The organism is Thioclava sp. DLFJ5-1 (genome assembly GCF_002020115.1).
Classification (GTDB): domain Bacteria; phylum Pseudomonadota; class Alphaproteobacteria; order Rhodobacterales; family Rhodobacteraceae; genus Thioclava; species Thioclava sediminum.
This window is the reverse complement of sequence record NZ_MPZU01000001.1, coordinates 301,311-316,218: the sequence shown is the minus strand read 5'-3', so window position 1 is coordinate 316,218 and position 14,908 is coordinate 301,311. Positions and strand designations below refer to the sequence as shown.

17 protein-coding genes are annotated in these 14,908 nt (G+C 65.5%); 3 read left to right on the top strand and 14 right to left on the bottom strand.

From position 1 onward, the window contains the following. Positions 1–66: 66 nt before the first annotated feature. From BMI86_RS01540 to BMI86_RS01495, 10 genes are all read right to left on the bottom strand, one after another. Positions 67–840, bottom strand: coding sequence for a DUF2189 domain-containing protein (locus tag BMI86_RS01540; protein WP_143594659.1), 774 nt, complete (start codon positions 838–840; stop codon positions 67–69). 106 nt (positions 841–946) lie between these two features. Then, positions 947–1,693 carry an SDR family NAD(P)-dependent oxidoreductase gene (locus tag BMI86_RS01535; protein ID WP_078539464.1) on the bottom strand — a complete coding sequence of 249 codons (747 nt, stop codon included), beginning with the start codon at positions 1,691–1,693 and terminating at the stop codon, positions 947–949. Between the two features lie 36 nt (positions 1,694–1,729). Beyond that, positions 1,730–2,275: an AAA family ATPase gene (locus BMI86_RS01530; RefSeq protein WP_078539463.1), complete on the bottom strand. Its 546-nt coding sequence runs from the start codon at positions 2,273–2,275 to the stop codon at positions 1,730–1,732. 6 nt (positions 2,276–2,281) lie between these two features. Beyond that, positions 2,282–3,406 carry a peptide chain release factor 2 gene (prfB, locus tag BMI86_RS01525; protein WP_078539462.1) on the bottom strand — a complete coding sequence of 375 codons (1,125 nt, stop codon included), beginning with the start codon at positions 3,404–3,406 and terminating at the stop codon, positions 2,282–2,284. 150 nt (positions 3,407–3,556) lie between these two features. After that, entirely contained in the window at positions 3,557–4,300 is a 744-nt protein-coding gene (tpiA, locus tag BMI86_RS01520; protein ID WP_078539461.1) for a triose-phosphate isomerase, read from the bottom strand. An 89-nt stretch (positions 4,301–4,389) separates the two neighbouring features. After that, positions 4,390–4,761: an iron-sulfur cluster assembly accessory protein gene (locus tag BMI86_RS01515; protein WP_078539460.1), complete on the bottom strand. Its 372-nt coding sequence runs from the start codon at positions 4,759–4,761 to the stop codon at positions 4,390–4,392. 24 nt (positions 4,762–4,785) lie between these two features. Further along, positions 4,786–5,529 carry a DUF3307 domain-containing protein gene (locus BMI86_RS01510; protein ID WP_143594658.1) on the bottom strand — a complete coding sequence of 248 codons (744 nt, stop codon included), beginning with the start codon at positions 5,527–5,529 and terminating at the stop codon, positions 4,786–4,788. Further along, positions 5,526–6,131 carry a MarR family transcriptional regulator gene (locus BMI86_RS20825; RefSeq protein ID WP_143594657.1) on the bottom strand — a complete coding sequence of 202 codons (606 nt, stop codon included), beginning with the start codon at positions 6,129–6,131 and terminating at the stop codon, positions 5,526–5,528. The genes BMI86_RS01510 and BMI86_RS20825 overlap by 4 nt, the downstream gene beginning before the upstream one ends. 81 nt (positions 6,132–6,212) lie before the next feature. Beyond that, positions 6,213–7,286, bottom strand: a complete 1,074-nt coding sequence (locus tag BMI86_RS01500) for an alkene reductase (protein ID WP_078540397.1) — start codon at positions 7,284–7,286, stop codon at positions 6,213–6,215. 208 nt (positions 7,287–7,494) lie between these two features. Further along, positions 7,495–7,860: a DUF59 domain-containing protein gene (locus BMI86_RS01495; protein WP_093476840.1), complete on the bottom strand. Its 366-nt coding sequence runs from the start codon at positions 7,858–7,860 to the stop codon at positions 7,495–7,497. Between the two features lie 392 nt (positions 7,861–8,252). Between BMI86_RS01495 and prfA the strand changes: the two genes are divergently transcribed. The 3 genes from prfA to BMI86_RS01480 all read left to right on the top strand — a co-directional run bounded on the left by prfA (position 8,253) and on the right by BMI86_RS01480 (position 11,197). Beyond that, the gene (prfA, locus tag BMI86_RS01490) at positions 8,253–9,308 is read left to right on the top strand and encodes a peptide chain release factor 1 (RefSeq protein ID WP_078539456.1); all 1,056 of its coding nucleotides are present in this window, start codon (positions 8,253–8,255) and stop codon (positions 9,306–9,308) included. Then, positions 9,305–10,162, top strand: a complete 858-nt coding sequence (gene prmC, locus BMI86_RS01485; protein ID WP_078539455.1) for a peptide chain release factor N(5)-glutamine methyltransferase — start codon at positions 9,305–9,307, stop codon at positions 10,160–10,162. Before prfA ends, prmC begins: the two co-directional genes overlap by 4 nt. A gap of 270 nt (positions 10,163–10,432) precedes the next feature. Continuing rightward, positions 10,433–11,197, top strand: coding sequence for a DUF4167 domain-containing protein (locus BMI86_RS01480; RefSeq protein ID WP_078539454.1), 765 nt, complete (start codon positions 10,433–10,435; stop codon positions 11,195–11,197). Positions 11,198–11,270: 73 nt separating this feature from the next. Here BMI86_RS01480 and BMI86_RS01475 read toward each other — a convergent pair whose 3' ends face one another. Genes BMI86_RS01475 through BMI86_RS01460 form a run of 4 tightly spaced genes read right to left on the bottom strand, consistent with a single transcriptional unit; the run spans position 11,271 to position 14,820 of the window. Next, positions 11,271–11,720: a GNAT family N-acetyltransferase gene (locus BMI86_RS01475; protein ID WP_078539453.1), complete on the bottom strand. Its 450-nt coding sequence runs from the start codon at positions 11,718–11,720 to the stop codon at positions 11,271–11,273. Beyond that, entirely contained in the window at positions 11,717–12,562 is an 846-nt protein-coding gene (gene rsmA, locus BMI86_RS01470) for a 16S rRNA (adenine(1518)-N(6)/adenine(1519)-N(6))-dimethyltransferase RsmA (protein ID WP_078539452.1), read from the bottom strand. Before rsmA ends, BMI86_RS01475 begins: the two co-directional genes overlap by 4 nt. Positions 12,563–12,571: 9 nt before the next feature. After that, positions 12,572–13,594, bottom strand: coding sequence for a 4-hydroxythreonine-4-phosphate dehydrogenase PdxA (gene pdxA / locus BMI86_RS01465; protein ID WP_078539451.1), 1,023 nt, complete (start codon positions 13,592–13,594; stop codon positions 12,572–12,574). Beyond that, on the bottom strand, positions 13,591–14,820 hold the full coding sequence (locus BMI86_RS01460) for a peptidylprolyl isomerase (RefSeq protein WP_078539450.1): 1,230 nt from the start codon (positions 14,818–14,820) through the stop codon (positions 13,591–13,593). Before BMI86_RS01460 ends, pdxA begins: the two co-directional genes overlap by 4 nt. Positions 14,821–14,908: the final 88 nt, after the last annotated feature.

Here is a 14,908-nt window from a genome sequence, read left to right as displayed (position 1 = left end):
CCTTGCAATAAATCCATGACAAAGGGGCGCGAAAATCGCGCCCCTTTCTAAAACTTCGCTTCGGTTTCAGGCCGTCAGGCGGCGATACATGTGCCAGCTGGCATGGCCCAGAACCGGCAACACGATGAACAGGCCAAGGAAGACCGGCAACATCCCGATGAACAGGCTTGCCGCGATCACCATGCCCCAGATCGCCATCGAGACCGGGTTGGCGGCGACTGCCCGCATCGAGGTGAGGATGGCTGTGATGATATCGATCTCGCGATCCATGATCAGCGGCAGGCCGACCACGGTGAAGGAAAACAGGATCGCCGCGAAGGCCGCCCCGATCGCGGAGCCGATCGCCAGCATCGTCAGCCCGTTGCCGGTGAACAGGATCTCGGGCGAGCTGGAGACATTGGTGAAGGCCGACAGCCCCATGAACAGCGCGAAGGTCGTGTGGGCGACGAAGACCCAGAACATGAACATCATCAGGATCAGCATCGCCATCGAGGGCGTCTGGCGGTCCTTCTCGGAGACGCAGCAGGCGATTACCTCACGCCAGGCCAGTGGCTCTTGAGCTTCCAGCCTGCGACTGACGGTGTAGAGGCCCATCGCGGCAAAGGGCGCGAGCAGCGGAAAGCCGAGCGCGAAGGGGATCAGCCACCATTCCTCGCCCTGGGCTGCGAATACGGTCCAGAGCACGATGCCACCGAGCACATAGAAGCCCGAAAACATCAGCCCGAAGGCCGGGGCGCGTTTGAAATCGTTCCATCCTGCTCTCAGGATGTCTGGTATTTCCGAGACCTGAAGGTCGCGGATATGCGGCACCTCGGAGGGCGGCGACGCGATCATTTGCATGTGTATTCTCCCTGACTGAGGGCCCTCTCCCCAAGGCCCGCAACTTCACGTTGCGTCACGCGGGCGTGATCTGTCCAGAGAATTGCGCGCTGGGTCGCCGCGAGGCTCAGCCGCCCATCCGTTTCGTCAGCCGCAGCGACAGCGCATAAGGCAGACGTTTCAATAGCTTGAGCTGCCATGTCAAGCGGCGGGGGAAGTGGGTCTCGAAACGGTCCTTGGCCAGCCCGTCGGCAATGCGGCGGGCGGCCTCGTCGGCTTCGATCACGAAGGGCATGGCGAAATCGTTCTTCTCGGTCAGGCGAGTCTTCACGAAGCCGGGAGAAATCAGCCGCACGTCGATCGCGGGCGCGTATTCCACGCGCAGGCTCTCGACGAGGTTGATGACGGCGGCTTTCGAGGCGGAATAGAGCTGCCCCTTCGGCAGCCCGAAGATCCCCGCGACCGAGCCGAAGATCACCAGTTGCCCGCCCTCGCGCAGCAGCCCCGGCGCGGCCTGCGCGAACCACAGCGTGCCGAGCAGGTTCACCTCCACCAGCTTGCGCGCCGCGTCGCGCTCGATTTCATCGACGCGGCCGGGATCGTAAAGTGCTGCGGTGATGATCATCGCGTCCAACGGCCCGTGGCTCAGGATCTCGCCGCGCGCATCGTCGAGGCTTTCGGGGTCGGAGACGTCGCAGGGGACGACCTCGCCCTGACCCAGTTCCGCCTTCAACGCGTCCAGCGGCTCGACCGAACGGGCCGACAGCACCAGCCGCGCCCCGCGCGTAGCCAGTTCGCGCGCCAGCGCTTGCCCGATGCCCGAGCTCGCGCCCATGATCCAGATGCGTTTGTCCTTGAAGTCCACGGTGCTCATCCTCTCGCTACTGGAGAGGATACGCGCCAAAACCGCTCAGGGTTTCATTCCAAGCGCGGTAAGGCACTCGGCCATCAGCTCGTCGAGCGGGCGCGTGCCCGACAGTTCCAGCACCGGCTCGGACCGGCCTGCCAGCCATTCGTGATGGCGGCTCAGCGAGCGCCCAGAGAAATAGGGATCGTCATAGCCCGCAGCCCAGGTCAGGAAAGAGCCGTGATTGGCCTCCATATCGCCGCCCTTGCGGATACGGGTTCCGAAGCGCGCCGCCTCGCGCTTGCGCAGGCGCGCAAGGCGGATCGGTGTGGGAGCGGTGAGGAAGACGATCAGGTCGGCGCCTGCGATTGCGGGCTCCCCCCAGCCGTCGAGCGAGCCGGAAATCACCCAGCCCTCGGGCTCTTTCGCCGCCTCCATCAGCGCCAGCCGCTCAGCGGGGCGGCGTTTGACGGTGTAGGGCGGGTCGCTCTCGGCCCAATAGAACTGATCGGTGTCGAGATGGACGACGCCCAGCCGGTCGGCCAGACGTTCGCCCAAAGAAGATGTGCCCGAACCCGCGGCGCCGGTGATATGAACCCGCGCCGCCATTCGCGATCAGCTCTCCGCTTGCGCGTCGGCGCGGGATTTGCCTTCGAGGCCAAGCGCCAGCGTCGCCGCCATGAACCCGTCGAGATCGCCGTCGAGCACGCCCTGCGTGTCCGAGGTCTCGTGTTGCGTGCGCAGGTCCTTCACCATCTGGTAGGGCTGCAGCACGTAAGAGCGGATCTGGTTGCCCCAGCCGGCCGAGCCCTTGTTCTCGTGGGCCTCGTTGATCGCCGCGGTGCGCTTTTCCAGCTCCATCTGATAGAGGCGCGATTTCAGCGCCTTCATCGCGATATCGCGGTTCTGGTGCTGCGACTTCTCGGAACTGGTGACCACGATCCCGGTCGGGTGGTGGGTGATCCGCACCGCCGAGTCGGTCGTGTTGACGTGCTGACCGCCCGCGCCCGAGGAGCGGAACGTGTCGATGCGGATATCGGCGGGGTTCACCTCGATCTCGATATTGTCGTCGACCACCGGATAGACCCAGACCGACGCAAACGAGGTTTCGCGCGTGCCCTTGCCGAAGGGCGATATCCGCACGAGGCGATGCACGCCCGATTCCGATTTCAGCCAGCCATAAGCGTTGGGGCCGGAAATCTTGTAGGCGCAGGATTTGATCCCGGCCTCTGCACCCGGTTCTTCGGATTGCAACTCGACCTCGTAGCCGCGTTTCTCGGCCCAGCGGACATACATCCGCTGCAGCATCGAGGCCCAGTCGCACGCCTCCGTGCCACCCGCGCCCGCGTTGATCTCGAGGAACGTGTCATTCGCATCCGCCTCACCGTCGAGCAGCGCTTCGAGCTCTTTCGACGCGGCGGTTTCTTTCAGCGCGGCCAGCGAGGCCTCGGCCTCGGAGACGACTTCCTCGTCGTCTTCCATCTCGCCCATCTCGATCAGTTCGACATTGTCCTCCAGATCCTGCTTGATCCGGTTATAGGTTTCGAACTTGTCCATCAGTTGCTGCCGGTCGCGCATCAGTTTCTGCGCGCGCGCCTGATCGTCCCACAGGGTGGGGTCTTCGATCATCGCGTTGAATTCCTCGATCCGGTGCGGCGCGGTCTCGAGGTCCATCCGCTGGCCCAGCAAGGTCAGGGACTTGCGGATCTGTTCGACGGTGTTCTGCGTCTCGGCGCGCATCTGTCATCCTCTTGAAAGCTTGGCCCGCGTGATACGAGATCGGGGCGGCGCCCGCAAGGCGGCGCGGGGGAAATTGCGTGGGCCGCGCGGCGTTGAAAAGCGGCGCGGCCCTTGTGTCTGTGGCCTCCGTGGTACGGAGCGGGACTTGGCTCAGCTTGCGTCCAGTGCGGCGATGATCGCGCCGAAATCGCTGGCCTTGAGCGAGGCCCCGCCCACCAGCGCGCCATCGACGTTGGAAGTCGCGAAAATCTCTTCCGCGTTGGAGGGTTTGACCGAGCCGCCATAGAGCAGGCGCATCCCTTTGCCCTCGTCGGCGAAGCGCGCGACCAGCGTGTTGCGCATGAAGTCATGCACCTCGGCGATCTGCTCCAGCGTCGGCGTGCGGCCCGTGCCGATCGCCCAGACGGGCTCATAGGCGATCACGCAATTGGCTGCGGTCGCACCATCGGGGACGGAGCCCGCAAGCTGTTCGCCGATCACGTCGAGCGTCTGTTCGCCGTCGCGCTGCGCCTCTGTCTCGCCCACGCAGATCACCGCGATCAGACCTGCACCAATCGCGGCCTCGGCCTTGGCGCGCACGATCAGGTCGCTTTCATGGTGGTCAGCGCGACGCTCCGAATGGCCGACGATGACGTAAGAGCCACCCGCATCCGCAATCATCTGCGCCGAGATGTCGCCGGTATGCGCGCCGCTCTCGTTCATGTGGCAATCCTGCCCGCCGACCGCGAGCTTGCCGCCAGCGGCCTCGGCCATCGCGCCGATCAGCGTCGCGGGCGGGCACAGGAGTACGTCACAGGCGGGGGACGGGTGCGCTTCGGTCAGCGCCGTGACCTCGCCCAGATTGCTCTTGAGCCCGTTCATCTTCCAATTGCCGGCGGCCAGTTTCTTGCGCATGTGCGATTATTCTCCCTGATGTCGTTGCGGCCGACATTAGGGCAGGGGGCGCAGGCTCGCAAAGGGCAAATTGGCGCGGGGGGCGAGACTTAGCCGTTGGTCTGGGGGGCTTCCATATCGGCGAACTTGATCGACTCGCCGCAGCCGCATTCATCGACCACGTTCGGATTGCGGAACTTGAAGCCCGATTCCAGAAGGCCGGTCTCGTAGTCGATCTCGGTGCCCAGCATGAACATCTGCGCCATCGGCGCGATCAGCACACGGGCGGGGCCCTTCTCGACGACGATATCCATCGGCCCGGCCTCGGCCGCGACCTCCATCGTGTATTCCATGCCCGCGCAGCCCCCTTTCTTCACGCCGATGCGGAAGCCGGCCGCATCCTCGCGCGACATCAGCTTGGCAATCTGCACGACGGCGGCGTCGGTCAGGGTGACGGGATCTTGTCCGGGGACGTTGAACATGGGGGCTCTCCTTCACCGATTAATTTAGTCGGGGACGGGCAGGATTCCAAGGGGCGGAAGCTGTCCCAAAAGCGCGAGCGTGGCGTAAGAGGCGGCGAGCGCCCAGCCGAAAGAGGCCAGCGTGCCGATGATCACATATTCGGATTTCGGATTCGCCCCGTCCTTGGAGACCGCCTCGAAGCGCAGGATCGACTTCGCCGCGATCAGAAAGCCGATGCCGGAGGGCTGACCGGCGAGTACCAGCAGAAAGATCAGCCCGCGCTCGAGCAGCCCGATCATCCGCCCGCCTTGGGGCAGGCCCGGAGGCGGGGCGTCGTTTTCGTATTGCGCCATCAGCATCCCCACCGCGAAGCCGCCCGCGCGGGTGGTGATCAATAACCCGGTGGCGAGCGTCAGGGCGCCGGGGAGCCAAGTGAGGTTCACCCAGAGCGAGTTGGCCCAGAACGTCGGGAAGGCGATGGCGATCAGCGCAGTCGCGGCGATATGGGCCGTCTGATCGCCAAGGAAGGCGGCGAGGGCCTGTTCGCGCGGCGCGAAGCTTTTGACGATGTCGATCACCAGATGGCTGAGCGCGACCAGCGCCAGCACCCCGATCAGCGCCCAGCTCAGCTGCAGCCCCACCAGCAGCGTCAACCCCGCAAGGATCGCGATATGCGTGGCCAGCGCAACCCAGTCCCGCCCGGCCTTTTTTGCGGCCATGTCGCTGCTTTGAAACGCGAAATCGGTGAAGGAATGGGCGAAGAGAAGCACCGCGAAAGTCTCGATCATGGGGTCTCCTCGATCATCGCTAGGGCCTCCACGATGGCCGGGTACGCCGCGCTTGCCAAGGCCTGTGCCAGCGATTGCCGGGTGATGCCGATCTCGGAGGCTGCGGCGGTCTGGGTCGGAGGTTTGATGCGCAGCATCGGCGCGATCGCGCGCGCCTGCGCTGGAGTCCATTCCTCCGAGAGATGATCGAACAGCCGCAGCGCCGCGCCAAGTGCCCCGCCCGCAGCATGGGCGATGCGCGGGCCCTCGAGGCTATCCAGCAGCTGCCCAGAGGCAGTGAAGACAGGCCCCGACGCCCCGTTCAGGTCGCCATCCGCAGGCAGCGTGCCATCCCCCTCCGCAATCGCGATCCGGGTCGAGTACTCCTCGCCCAAGGTCCGCAACTCGGCCCGGATCAGCACGGCCAGCCGGGCCTGAAGACGCGGCTCGGTGATCGCGATCTGCCAGCCATCGCCCCGATTTCGGGCAAAGCTCACAGTGCCGAGGGAAGGCCGCAGCACTGCCGCCGCGCCCTCGATCGCATCGAGCGCCGCGCTCAGCTCGGAGGCCGAGAGCCGGGTCGAGGCGACGATATCGCCGGTGAGGACGCAAAAATAAGCCATGCGCAGGTTATAAGGCCTGCGCATGGACGTGTGCAAGTAAAAATGCCTGCATTAACTATTTAGCAGGCGAAATGGCCTGCGTCATTCATCGAGGAACGGATAATCCGTATAGCCCTCAGCACCGCCACCGTAGAACGTGTCCGGGTTCGGCTCGTTGAGCGGCGCGTCCTTCTCGAAGCGCGTCGGCAGGTCCGGGTTCGCGATGAACAGTTTGCCGAAGGCCACCGCCGCCGCGCCCTCTTTCAGCGCGGCCTCGGCCATCCCCTTGTCGTAGCCGTTATTGGCGATATAGGGCGCCTTCGACTTCGCGCGCAGCGTTTCGATTCCGTCCGCGGGCCACTCGCGCGGACCGCCGGTCTGGCCTTCCACGAAGTGGACATAGGCCATCGGCTTGGTATTGAGGAACTCGACCACCGCGCCGAACAACTCCGCCGTGTTGCTGTCGATGCCGACGTTATTCGCGTTCGACCAAGGCGAAAGGCGGATACCCACGCGCTCGGCGCCGAGGATTTCGGCCACCGCGTCCACCACTTCGCGCAGGAAGCGGGTGCGGTTCTCGATCGAACCGCCATAGGAGTCCTCGCGCTTGTTCGAAGTGTCGCGCAGGAACTGGTCGATCAGGTAGCCGTTCGCGGCGTGAATCTCGACGCCATCGAAGCCCGCCGCTTTCGCGTTGCGCGCCGCGTTGCGGTAATCCTCGACCGTGGCGGCAATCTCTTCGACCGTCAGCGCATGGGGCGTGGTGGTCGCGACGAAACCTTCACCGTCGAAGGTTTTCGCCTCCGCCGAGATCGCCGAGGGACCAACCGGATCGCGCCCATCCAGAAGCTGCGGCACCGAGATCCGGCCGACATGCCAGATCTGCGCGACGATCTTGCCGCCAGCGCCATGCACGGCCTCGGTGACTTTCTTCCAGCCCGCGACCTGCGCGTCGTTATAGATACCGGGCGTCCAAGCATAACCCTGACCCATCGGCGAGATCTGCGTGCCTTCGGTGATAATCAGGCCTGCGCCTGCGCGCTGGCGGTAATATTCCACCGTCATGTCGGTCGGATGCAGATCGGGCGCGCGGTTGCGGGTCAGCGGGGCCATCACGAAACGGTTGGCGATCTCGATCGCGCCGAGTTTCGTGGGGGAGAAAAGCGTATCAGCCATGTCGGTCATCTAGTCGGGCCTCTCATCGGGTTTGACGTTCGGCAGCACGAGATGGGTCTTGCAGCGCGATGGGCAAGGTGAGCTACGCGCAACGCCCCTGTGCGCAAATGCGAGGAAGCAAAAAGGGAGCCGCGTGGCTCCCTTCCTCTTGGTCCGAAATATCCCGGGGGGCACCCGCAGGGTGCGGGGGCAGAGCCCCCTCCGGACCTCACATGAAGCCCAGTTCCAGCCGTGCCTCGTCCGACATCATGTCCATGCCCCATTGCGGATCGAAGGTCATCTCGACATCGACATCGCGCAGACCGCCGACGCAGGCCACGGCATCGTGAACCCAGCCCGGCATCTCGCCCGCGACGGGGCAGCCCGGCGCGGTGAGCGTCATGATCACCTTCGCGTCATTCTCGGGGCTGATCTCGATCGTGTAGACGAGGCCGAGATCATAGATGTTCACCGGAATTTCCGGGTCATAGACGGTGCGGCACGCTTCCACGACACTTTCGTAGAGCGGGTGATCGGTCGTCGAGGGCTTGATCAGCGGCGTGCCTTCAAGCGGCTCTTCGGGCGTGGCGGTCATGGAAGCCTCTTTCATCGGCGGGGGCGCGCGCGGGCGCCTATCGAATTACTCGACTGTTTATCTAGGTGATAGGACCCGAGCCGTAAAGGGAGGCGTGGTCTGTCTGCTGATATGTGCTGGCGAAGGGCGGCCCTTCGATGTGGTGCGCCGAGATGTAAGATGCCGCGCGGGGCGACCAGCCCCGGGCCGCGCCCGACCCTCCCCCCGGGAGGGCGCATTGGCGACGTCATCGCGGGTACGCCTGAGTTACGGGCTTTCGCGATAAAGGGCCCAGCCATCGAGGATGCAAAGCGCCCACCCAAGGGTCGGGCGCGACCCTCCGCCTCATGAACACACTCTAACTCCAACGCTCCTGCCTTGACGCCCCGCACGCTTCGCGCCAAACCGATCCCATGTTGCCCGAAGAGAAACTCGACCAGATCCTCGCGCGCTTCGAGTACCTCGAGGCGCTGCTCAATGCTGGTGCAGAGCCCGCCAAGATCGCCGAGATCAGCCGCGAATATTCCGAATTGAAGCCGGTCGTGACCCAGATCGAGGCTTGGCGTCAGGCGCGCGCCGATCTGGAAGAGGCAGAGGGGTGGATGGCCGATCCGGAAATGCGCGATCTGGCCGAGGAGGAATTGCCGCGCCTCAAAGACCGCATTCCCGAGATGGAGCAGGCTTTGCGTGTGGCGCTTTTGCCCAAGGACGCCGCCGACGCGCGCCCCGCGATCTTGGAGATCCGCCCCGGTACGGGGGGCGAGGAAGCGGCGCTTTTCGCAGGCAACCTGCTGCGGATGTATCAGAAATACGCCGAGAAACACGGCTGGCGGTTCGAGATGATGGAGTTGACCGAGACCGAGCTGGGCGGCGTCAAGGAAGCTGTGGCCCGGATCGAGGGCGAGGGCGTCTTCGCGCGGCTGAAATACGAGTCCGGCGTCCACCGCGTGCAGCGCGTGCCCGAAACCGAGGCCGGGGGGCGCATCCACACTTCCGCCGCGACCGTGGCCGTTCTGCCCGAGGTCGAGGCGGTCGATATCGACATTCCCGCCAATGACATCCGGATCGACACGATGCGGGCCTCCGGGGCGGGCGGCCAGCACGTCAACACCACGGACTCGGCGGTGCGCATCACCCATATCCCGACCGGGATCGTCGTCACCTCGTCGGAGAAATCCCAGCACCAGAACCGCGCCAATGCGATGGCGGTGCTGCGCGCGCGGCTCTTCGAGGCCGAACGCGACCGCGCGGCTTCCGAGCGTGCCGAGACGCGGAAGTCTCAGGTGGGCTCCGGCGACCGTTCGGAACGCATCCGGACCTATAATTTCCCGCAAGGGCGGCTGACCGATCACCGGATCAATCTTACGCTCTATTCCCTTGATAAGGTTATGGAAGGCGAGATCGACGAGGTGGTCGACGCGCTGATCGCCGACGATCAGGCGGCGAAGCTCGCGGAGATGGAGGCGTGAGGGCGCAGGACGCGCTGGTCGCAGCCACCCGGAGATTACGCGAGGCCGGGATCGAGGGCGCGCAGACCGACGCCCGCAGGCTGCTGGCCCATGCGTTGCAGGTGGCGCCCGATCGGCTGACGCTCGCGCTGCAAGACCCGCTGCCCGAAAACGCAGCCGCCCGGTTCGAGACGGCGCTGACTGCTCGCGAGGCGCATCAGCCCGTCGCCCAGATCACCGGCAAGCGCCTGTTCTGGGGGCATGAATTCCGCGTCACCCGCGACACGCTCGACCCGCGCCCGGAGACGGAACTGCTGGTCGAGGTGGCGCTGGAGCGGCCCTTCGTCCACGCGCTCGACCTTGGCACGGGCACCGGTTGCATCCTGATCTCGCTGCTGAAATCCATGCCCTTCGCGGCGGGGACGGGGACCGATCTGTGGGACGCCGCGCTGGAGGTCGCGAAATCCAATGCCGAGGCGCTCGGTGTCGCCACGCGCGCCAAGTTTCTGATTTCAGACTGGTTTGCCAATGTGCCGGGGCGCTACGATCTCATCGTCTCGAACCCGCCCTATATCGCTCAAGCCGAGATGGCGGGGCTCTCGCAGGATGTGCGCGACTGGGAGCCGCTCTCGGCGCTGACCCCCGGCGGCGACGGGCTCGACGCCTATCGCGCGATTGCGCTCGGGGCGGGGGCGCGGTTGCTGGCGGGCGGTCGTCTCGCGGTGGAGATCGGCCCGACACAGGCGCAGGCGGTCAGTGACCTCTTCGCCGCACAAGGTTTCGAGCGGATCGAGACCCGCCAGGATCTCGATGGGCGCGACCGCGTCGTTTTGGCGCATAAATCCGGGGATACGGCGGATTGCGGCGCTTCCTGAGCGCGAAATCGCGCAAAAACTTGGGGAAAACCCCGCGAATCGGCGGAAATCGCGGATTTGACCGATTTTCTGACTTGAAAGGTGGCCCCCCGCATGTTTAGTCAAGCCTGTGCAGGGCGGATATTGATCCACCGCACGGCTCAGCTTCACAGCGCGGGTGTTAGGAACGAAACCGGGCAAGTATGCCCAGCGTGACAGTTCAGCCCGCAGGCCACGCATTAGCGGCCATTTCCGAAAAGCCCGTGACAACGGGCCAAGAAAACGAAAGCCATGAGATCTTCGAAATCCCGTTCGCGCAATAAGTCGAACCGTCAACGGTCGATGGGCAATATCGTTAACCGCGTCTTCGACAGCTCCGGCCCCGAAGGCAAGGTGCGCGGTACGCCGCAGCAGATCATCGACAAATATCTTCAGCTTGCGCGCGATGCGCAGCTCGGCAACGATCGCGTGGCCGAACAGAACTTCCTGCAGCACGCAGAGCATTACACGCGAATGCTGGGCGAGGCGCAGAAAGAACAGGCTCGCGAGCAAGAGGCCCGCAACCAGCAGCGCCAGCAAAACAACCAGAACAATGGCAACCAGAACAATGGCGGCCAGAATAACGGTGGTCAGAACCAAGGCGGTAACGGTCAGCAGGGCGGTCAAAACAGCGGCCAGAACCACGCTCAGCAGGACGACGGCCAGAACGAGGCCCAGTCGAAGGGTGAAGCTCAGGACAACAATACGTCCGAGCGTCGCGAAGAGCGCAGCGAGGCGAAGTCCTCCGGTCGCAACAAGCGCGCCGAGAGCCCCGAGATGATGCCGCCGATGCCGCAGCTGGAGCTCGAAGAGGATTCCACCCTCGTCGAGACGCCCGAAAGCCGCAGCAGCGAAGAGGCACCGAAACCCGCGGAACAGTCTGAGAAGGCTGAGAAAGCGGAAAAGGCCGAAAAGCCCAAGCGTCCGCGCGCCCCGCGCAAGCCCCGTGCCCCGAAAGCCGACAAGGCTGAAAAGGCAGAGGCGAGCGCCGAGCTGCCCAAAGCGTCTGGCGAGTAAAGCCTCGGACAAGAGATAGCAAAAGGCCCGCCGGATCGGCGGGCCTTTTTGCATGATGGGGCAGGGGCGGCGCTCAGGCGGTCAGGTCTTTGTCCAGAAACACCCGGTCATAGCCGCCATCCATCCGGCGGTCGCGCTCGATAAAACCGAGCCGCGCATAGACCGCGCGGCTCTCCTCCATCGCGGCATTGGCGTAAAGCCACAGCTTTGTCGCGCCGATCTCGCGGGCGCGCGCCTCGGCGAACGCCATCAACTGCCGCCCGATCCCCTGGCCCTGAGCGGCCGGGTCGACGGCGACGGGCTCGATCTGCAACCGGGGCGGTGGGCCGTCATCCGCAAAGAGCCCGATATAGCCCGCGACCCCGCTCGTTCCCTCGCAGACCCAGAGATGCGGCAGCTCGGCGGCATGATCGGCGAGCATCGGTGCGGGTGGGCGGCCGATCCGGGGAATGTATCGGGAGAAGGCGGCCTCGGCGATCTCCGCAATGCGCGGCAGGTCGTCCTCGCGCGCCGGGCGGATCATTCCTGACCCGCGACGATGCGCGCAAGCCGGCAGAACTGCTCCAGTGTTACCCGTTCGGCGCGCTCGGTGGGCGCGATCCCGGCCTGCTCCAGCTTCGCCTCGATATCGGGGGCCACGCCTTTCAATGAGGCGCGCAGCATCTTGCGGCGCTGGTTGAAGCCCGCAGCTACGACCCGGCTGAGCGTCGCCGCATCGGCCGGATAGCGCGGCTCGGGCAGGGCGCGCAGATGCACCACCGCGGAATGAACCTTTGGCGCGGGCGTGAAGGCTTCGGGCGGCAGGCTCATCACGATTTTCGCCTCGGCACGCCACTGCGCGAGGATCGCGAGCCGCCCGTAATGCTTGCTGCCCGGCTTCGCCACGATCCGCTCGGCCACCTCGCGCTGGAACATCAGCGTCAGGCTTTCCCAGAAGGGCGGCCACTCTTTCGGCGTCAGCCAACGCACCAGCAACTCGGTGCCCACGTTATAGGGCAGGTTCGCAGCGATCTTGATCGGCGGCGTCAGATGCGCGAGCGGATCGATCTGCAGCGCATCGCCATTGATCACTTCGAGCCGCCCCGGATAGGCCTCGGCGATCTCGGCCAGAGCGGGCAGGCAGCGCATGTCTTTCTCGATCGCGAGGACCTTGCGCGCGCCTTCGGCCAGAAGCCCGCGCGTCAGGCCGCCGGGGCCGGGGCCGACCTCCAGCACGTCCGAGCCCGTCAGATCGCCCGCAGAGCGTGCGATCTTCGCGGTCAGGTTCAGATCTAGCAGGAAGTTCTGCCCAAGGCTCTTCTTTGCCACCAGATCATGCGTCTGCAGAACCTCGCGCAGCGGCGGTAGCCCGTCGATCGTCGCCATCACGCAGCCTCAGTCATGACGCGCGGCCCCCATCCGGGCCGCCATCTCCAGCGCCGCGATCAGCGAGGCGGGGTTGGCGCGGCCCTGGCCCGCGATGTCATAGGCGGTGCCGTGATCCGGCGAGGTCCGCACGAAGGGCAGGCCGAGCGTGATGTTCACCCCGCCGTCGAAATCGAGCGTCTTGATCGGGATCAGCGCCTGATCGTGATAGGCGCAGATCGCCGCGTCGTAGGTCTGACGGGCGCGGGCGTGGAACATCGTATCGGCGGGCATCGGGCCCGCTACCGCGTAGCCCTCCTCGCGCAGACCGTCGAGCGTGTCGGCGATCCAGTCGCCTTCCTCGGAGCCCATCGCACCGCCTTCGCCTGCATGGGGGTTCAGCCCCGCTACCGCGATCCGCGGGGCGGAGAAGCCGAAATCGCGCCGCAGCCCTTCATAGGTGATCCGCACCGTCTCGCGCAGAAGCTGCGGGGTCAGGAGTTTCGGCACCTCGGAGAGCGCGACGTGGATCGTGGCGGGCACCACGCGCAGCGGCGGGTCGACCCGCGACGAGGCCAGCATCATCACCACCCGCTCGACGCCCGCGAGATGGGCCAGATATTCGGTATGGCCGGGGAAGGTGAACTTAGCCCCGTCCTTTAGCGCCTTCTTGTTGATCGGCGCGGTGGTCAGCCCGGTGCCTTCGCCGCGCATCACCAGATCGACGCCGCGCGCGATCACGTCGATGACGGCTTTCGCATTGGCGGGGTCGGGCTCGCCCGGCAGGGCGGCGGCGGGGAATTGATGCGGCAGCACCGGCAGTCCGGCGCTGGCATGGCGCAGCGCATCGGAGGGACGGTCGATCTCGCGGATCTTGGTGCCGCGCGGCAGATGCGCGGGATCGCCGATCCAGACGAAGGGCAGCTTCGCGCCGCAATGCTCCCAGGCGCGGGCGGCGATCTCGGGGCCAACCCCCGAGGGATCTCCGCAGCTGAGGATCACGGGGCGGTCGGGCGCACGGGCCGCGGTGCGATCGGTCGGCTGGGCGCTCATTTGCGCACGATCACCGCGTCGGCTTCCAGATCGGCCATGTAGCCGTTGGCATAGGCTTCGAGCGCCTTGCTCTCCAGTGCCGCGCGGACCTGATCGCGGTCGGGGGCCGACTGGTCGCCCTCGGGGGCCACCTTGCGATCGCAGAGCATCACCAGAAGATCGTTCGCGCCCTGCGGGATCACTTCGCTCTCGCCCACGTCGAGATGCGACAGCGCGAGACCGACATTGGTCGGAACCTGCGCCTGCGCCACATCCTCATGCATGGTGAGCGCGCTCGGCGGGAAGCCCTTGCCGATCGTGTAGAGCTGGTTGCATTGGCGCGCCGCGGCCACCTGGCTCTGGATCTTGGCCGATTGCTGCGAGCCGGTCTGGCCGATGGCGAAAGTCATGTAGCTCAGCGTCTGCGGACCCGACGGCGCATCGCCGTCACCGATCGCACGCAGCATGAAAACCGCGACCGCGCCCTTGAGCTCGATCGGCTGGGTCGCCGTGCCGGGCTTGAGCTTGAGCACCACGCCGCGCAGTTGCGGCGGCAGCTTGTCGATCGGCATCCAGTCCAGACGCCCGCCGCGATCCCGCGAGGGAGCGGCCGAATATTGACGGGCGAGCGCTGCGAAGGCGCCTTCGCCCTGGGCGGCCGACAGTTGCCGCGCCTGACCCATCGCCGCGCGCTCGCGGCCCGGCGGGGCGGGCACGATCGCCTCGGAGATCAGCACTTTCACGCCCTTGCCGGTCTGGCTTTCGGGCTTCATCGCGCGGTCGATGTCCGCTTTCGTGATGTTCACCTGCGGCCCGAAGCGCGCCCGGACCACCTGACGCCAGACGAGACCGGCCTCGGTGAAGTTGCGGAAGGTGTTCGGATCAACGCCTTCCTTCTGCAGCGCCTGCACGAATTGCTCGCCGGTCATGTTCGCGCGGCCCGCGAATTCGTCCATGCCCTGCTGGATCGCGGCTTCGTCGAGCTTGATGCCGATGCGATTGCCGGCCCAGACGCGCAGGCGATCTTCGATCAGTGCCTTTTCGGCATCCTCACGGGAATTCGAACCGGCATTGAGCAGCTGCATGAAGCGCTGGCGCTGGCTGATCTCGTAATCGGTCACGCCCATCCCGTTGACGGTAACGACGGGCGCGAAGCTGCCGCCCGATTGCGCCTGCGCCGTCCCTGCGGCGAAAGGCAGGGCGAGCATCAGCGCCAGAAGGGTGAGCAGTCGGGTCATCATCGTCATGAGCGTGCCTGTCCGTTTCGTCTCGTTCAGTCTTGGCCCTTTGGGCCTCGTTGATCCTCTGGGCCCGCTGGGCCGCTTTGCGATCCTC

Excerpts from the sequence above, each read along its gene's own strand:
- BMI86_RS01510 (WP_143594658.1), bottom strand. The coding sequence starts at position 5,529 with ATGATCGAGACTTTCGCGGTGCTTCTCTTCGCCCATTCCTTCACCGAT.
- prfB (WP_078539462.1), bottom strand. The coding sequence starts at position 3,406 with ATGCGCGCCGAGACGCAGAACACCGTCGAACAGATCCGCAAGTCCCTG.
- pdxA (WP_078539451.1), bottom strand. The coding sequence starts at position 13,594 with ATGAGCGCCCAGCCGACCGATCGCACCGCGGCCCGTGCGCCCGACCGC.
- BMI86_RS01460 (WP_078539450.1), bottom strand. The coding sequence starts at position 14,820 with ATGACGATGATGACCCGACTGCTCACCCTTCTGGCGCTGATGCTCGCC.
- BMI86_RS01480 (WP_078539454.1), top strand. The coding sequence starts at position 10,433 with ATGAGATCTTCGAAATCCCGTTCGCGCAATAAGTCGAACCGTCAACGG.
- BMI86_RS20825 (WP_143594657.1), bottom strand. The coding sequence starts at position 6,131 with ATGGCTTATTTTTGCGTCCTCACCGGCGATATCGTCGCCTCGACCCGG.
- BMI86_RS01495 (WP_093476840.1), bottom strand. The coding sequence starts at position 7,860 with ATGACCGCCACGCCCGAAGAGCCGCTTGAAGGCACGCCGCTGATCAAG.
- tpiA (WP_078539461.1), bottom strand. The coding sequence starts at position 4,300 with ATGCGCAAGAAACTGGCCGCCGGCAATTGGAAGATGAACGGGCTCAAG.
- BMI86_RS01540 (WP_143594659.1), bottom strand. The coding sequence starts at position 840 with ATGCAAATGATCGCGTCGCCGCCCTCCGAGGTGCCGCATATCCGCGAC.
- BMI86_RS01530 (WP_078539463.1), bottom strand. The coding sequence starts at position 2,275 with ATGGCGGCGCGGGTTCATATCACCGGCGCCGCGGGTTCGGGCACATCT.
- BMI86_RS01475 (WP_078539453.1), bottom strand. The coding sequence starts at position 11,720 with ATGATCCGCCCGGCGCGCGAGGACGACCTGCCGCGCATTGCGGAGATC.
- BMI86_RS01535 (WP_078539464.1), bottom strand. The coding sequence starts at position 1,693 with ATGAGCACCGTGGACTTCAAGGACAAACGCATCTGGATCATGGGCGCG.
- BMI86_RS01500 (WP_078540397.1), bottom strand. The coding sequence starts at position 7,286 with ATGGCTGATACGCTTTTCTCCCCCACGAAACTCGGCGCGATCGAGATC.
- BMI86_RS01515 (WP_078539460.1), bottom strand. The coding sequence starts at position 4,761 with ATGTTCAACGTCCCCGGACAAGATCCCGTCACCCTGACCGACGCCGCC.
- rsmA (WP_078539452.1), bottom strand. The coding sequence starts at position 12,562 with ATGGCGACGATCGACGGGCTACCGCCGCTGCGCGAGGTTCTGCAGACG.
- prfA (WP_078539456.1), top strand. The coding sequence starts at position 8,253 with ATGTTGCCCGAAGAGAAACTCGACCAGATCCTCGCGCGCTTCGAGTAC.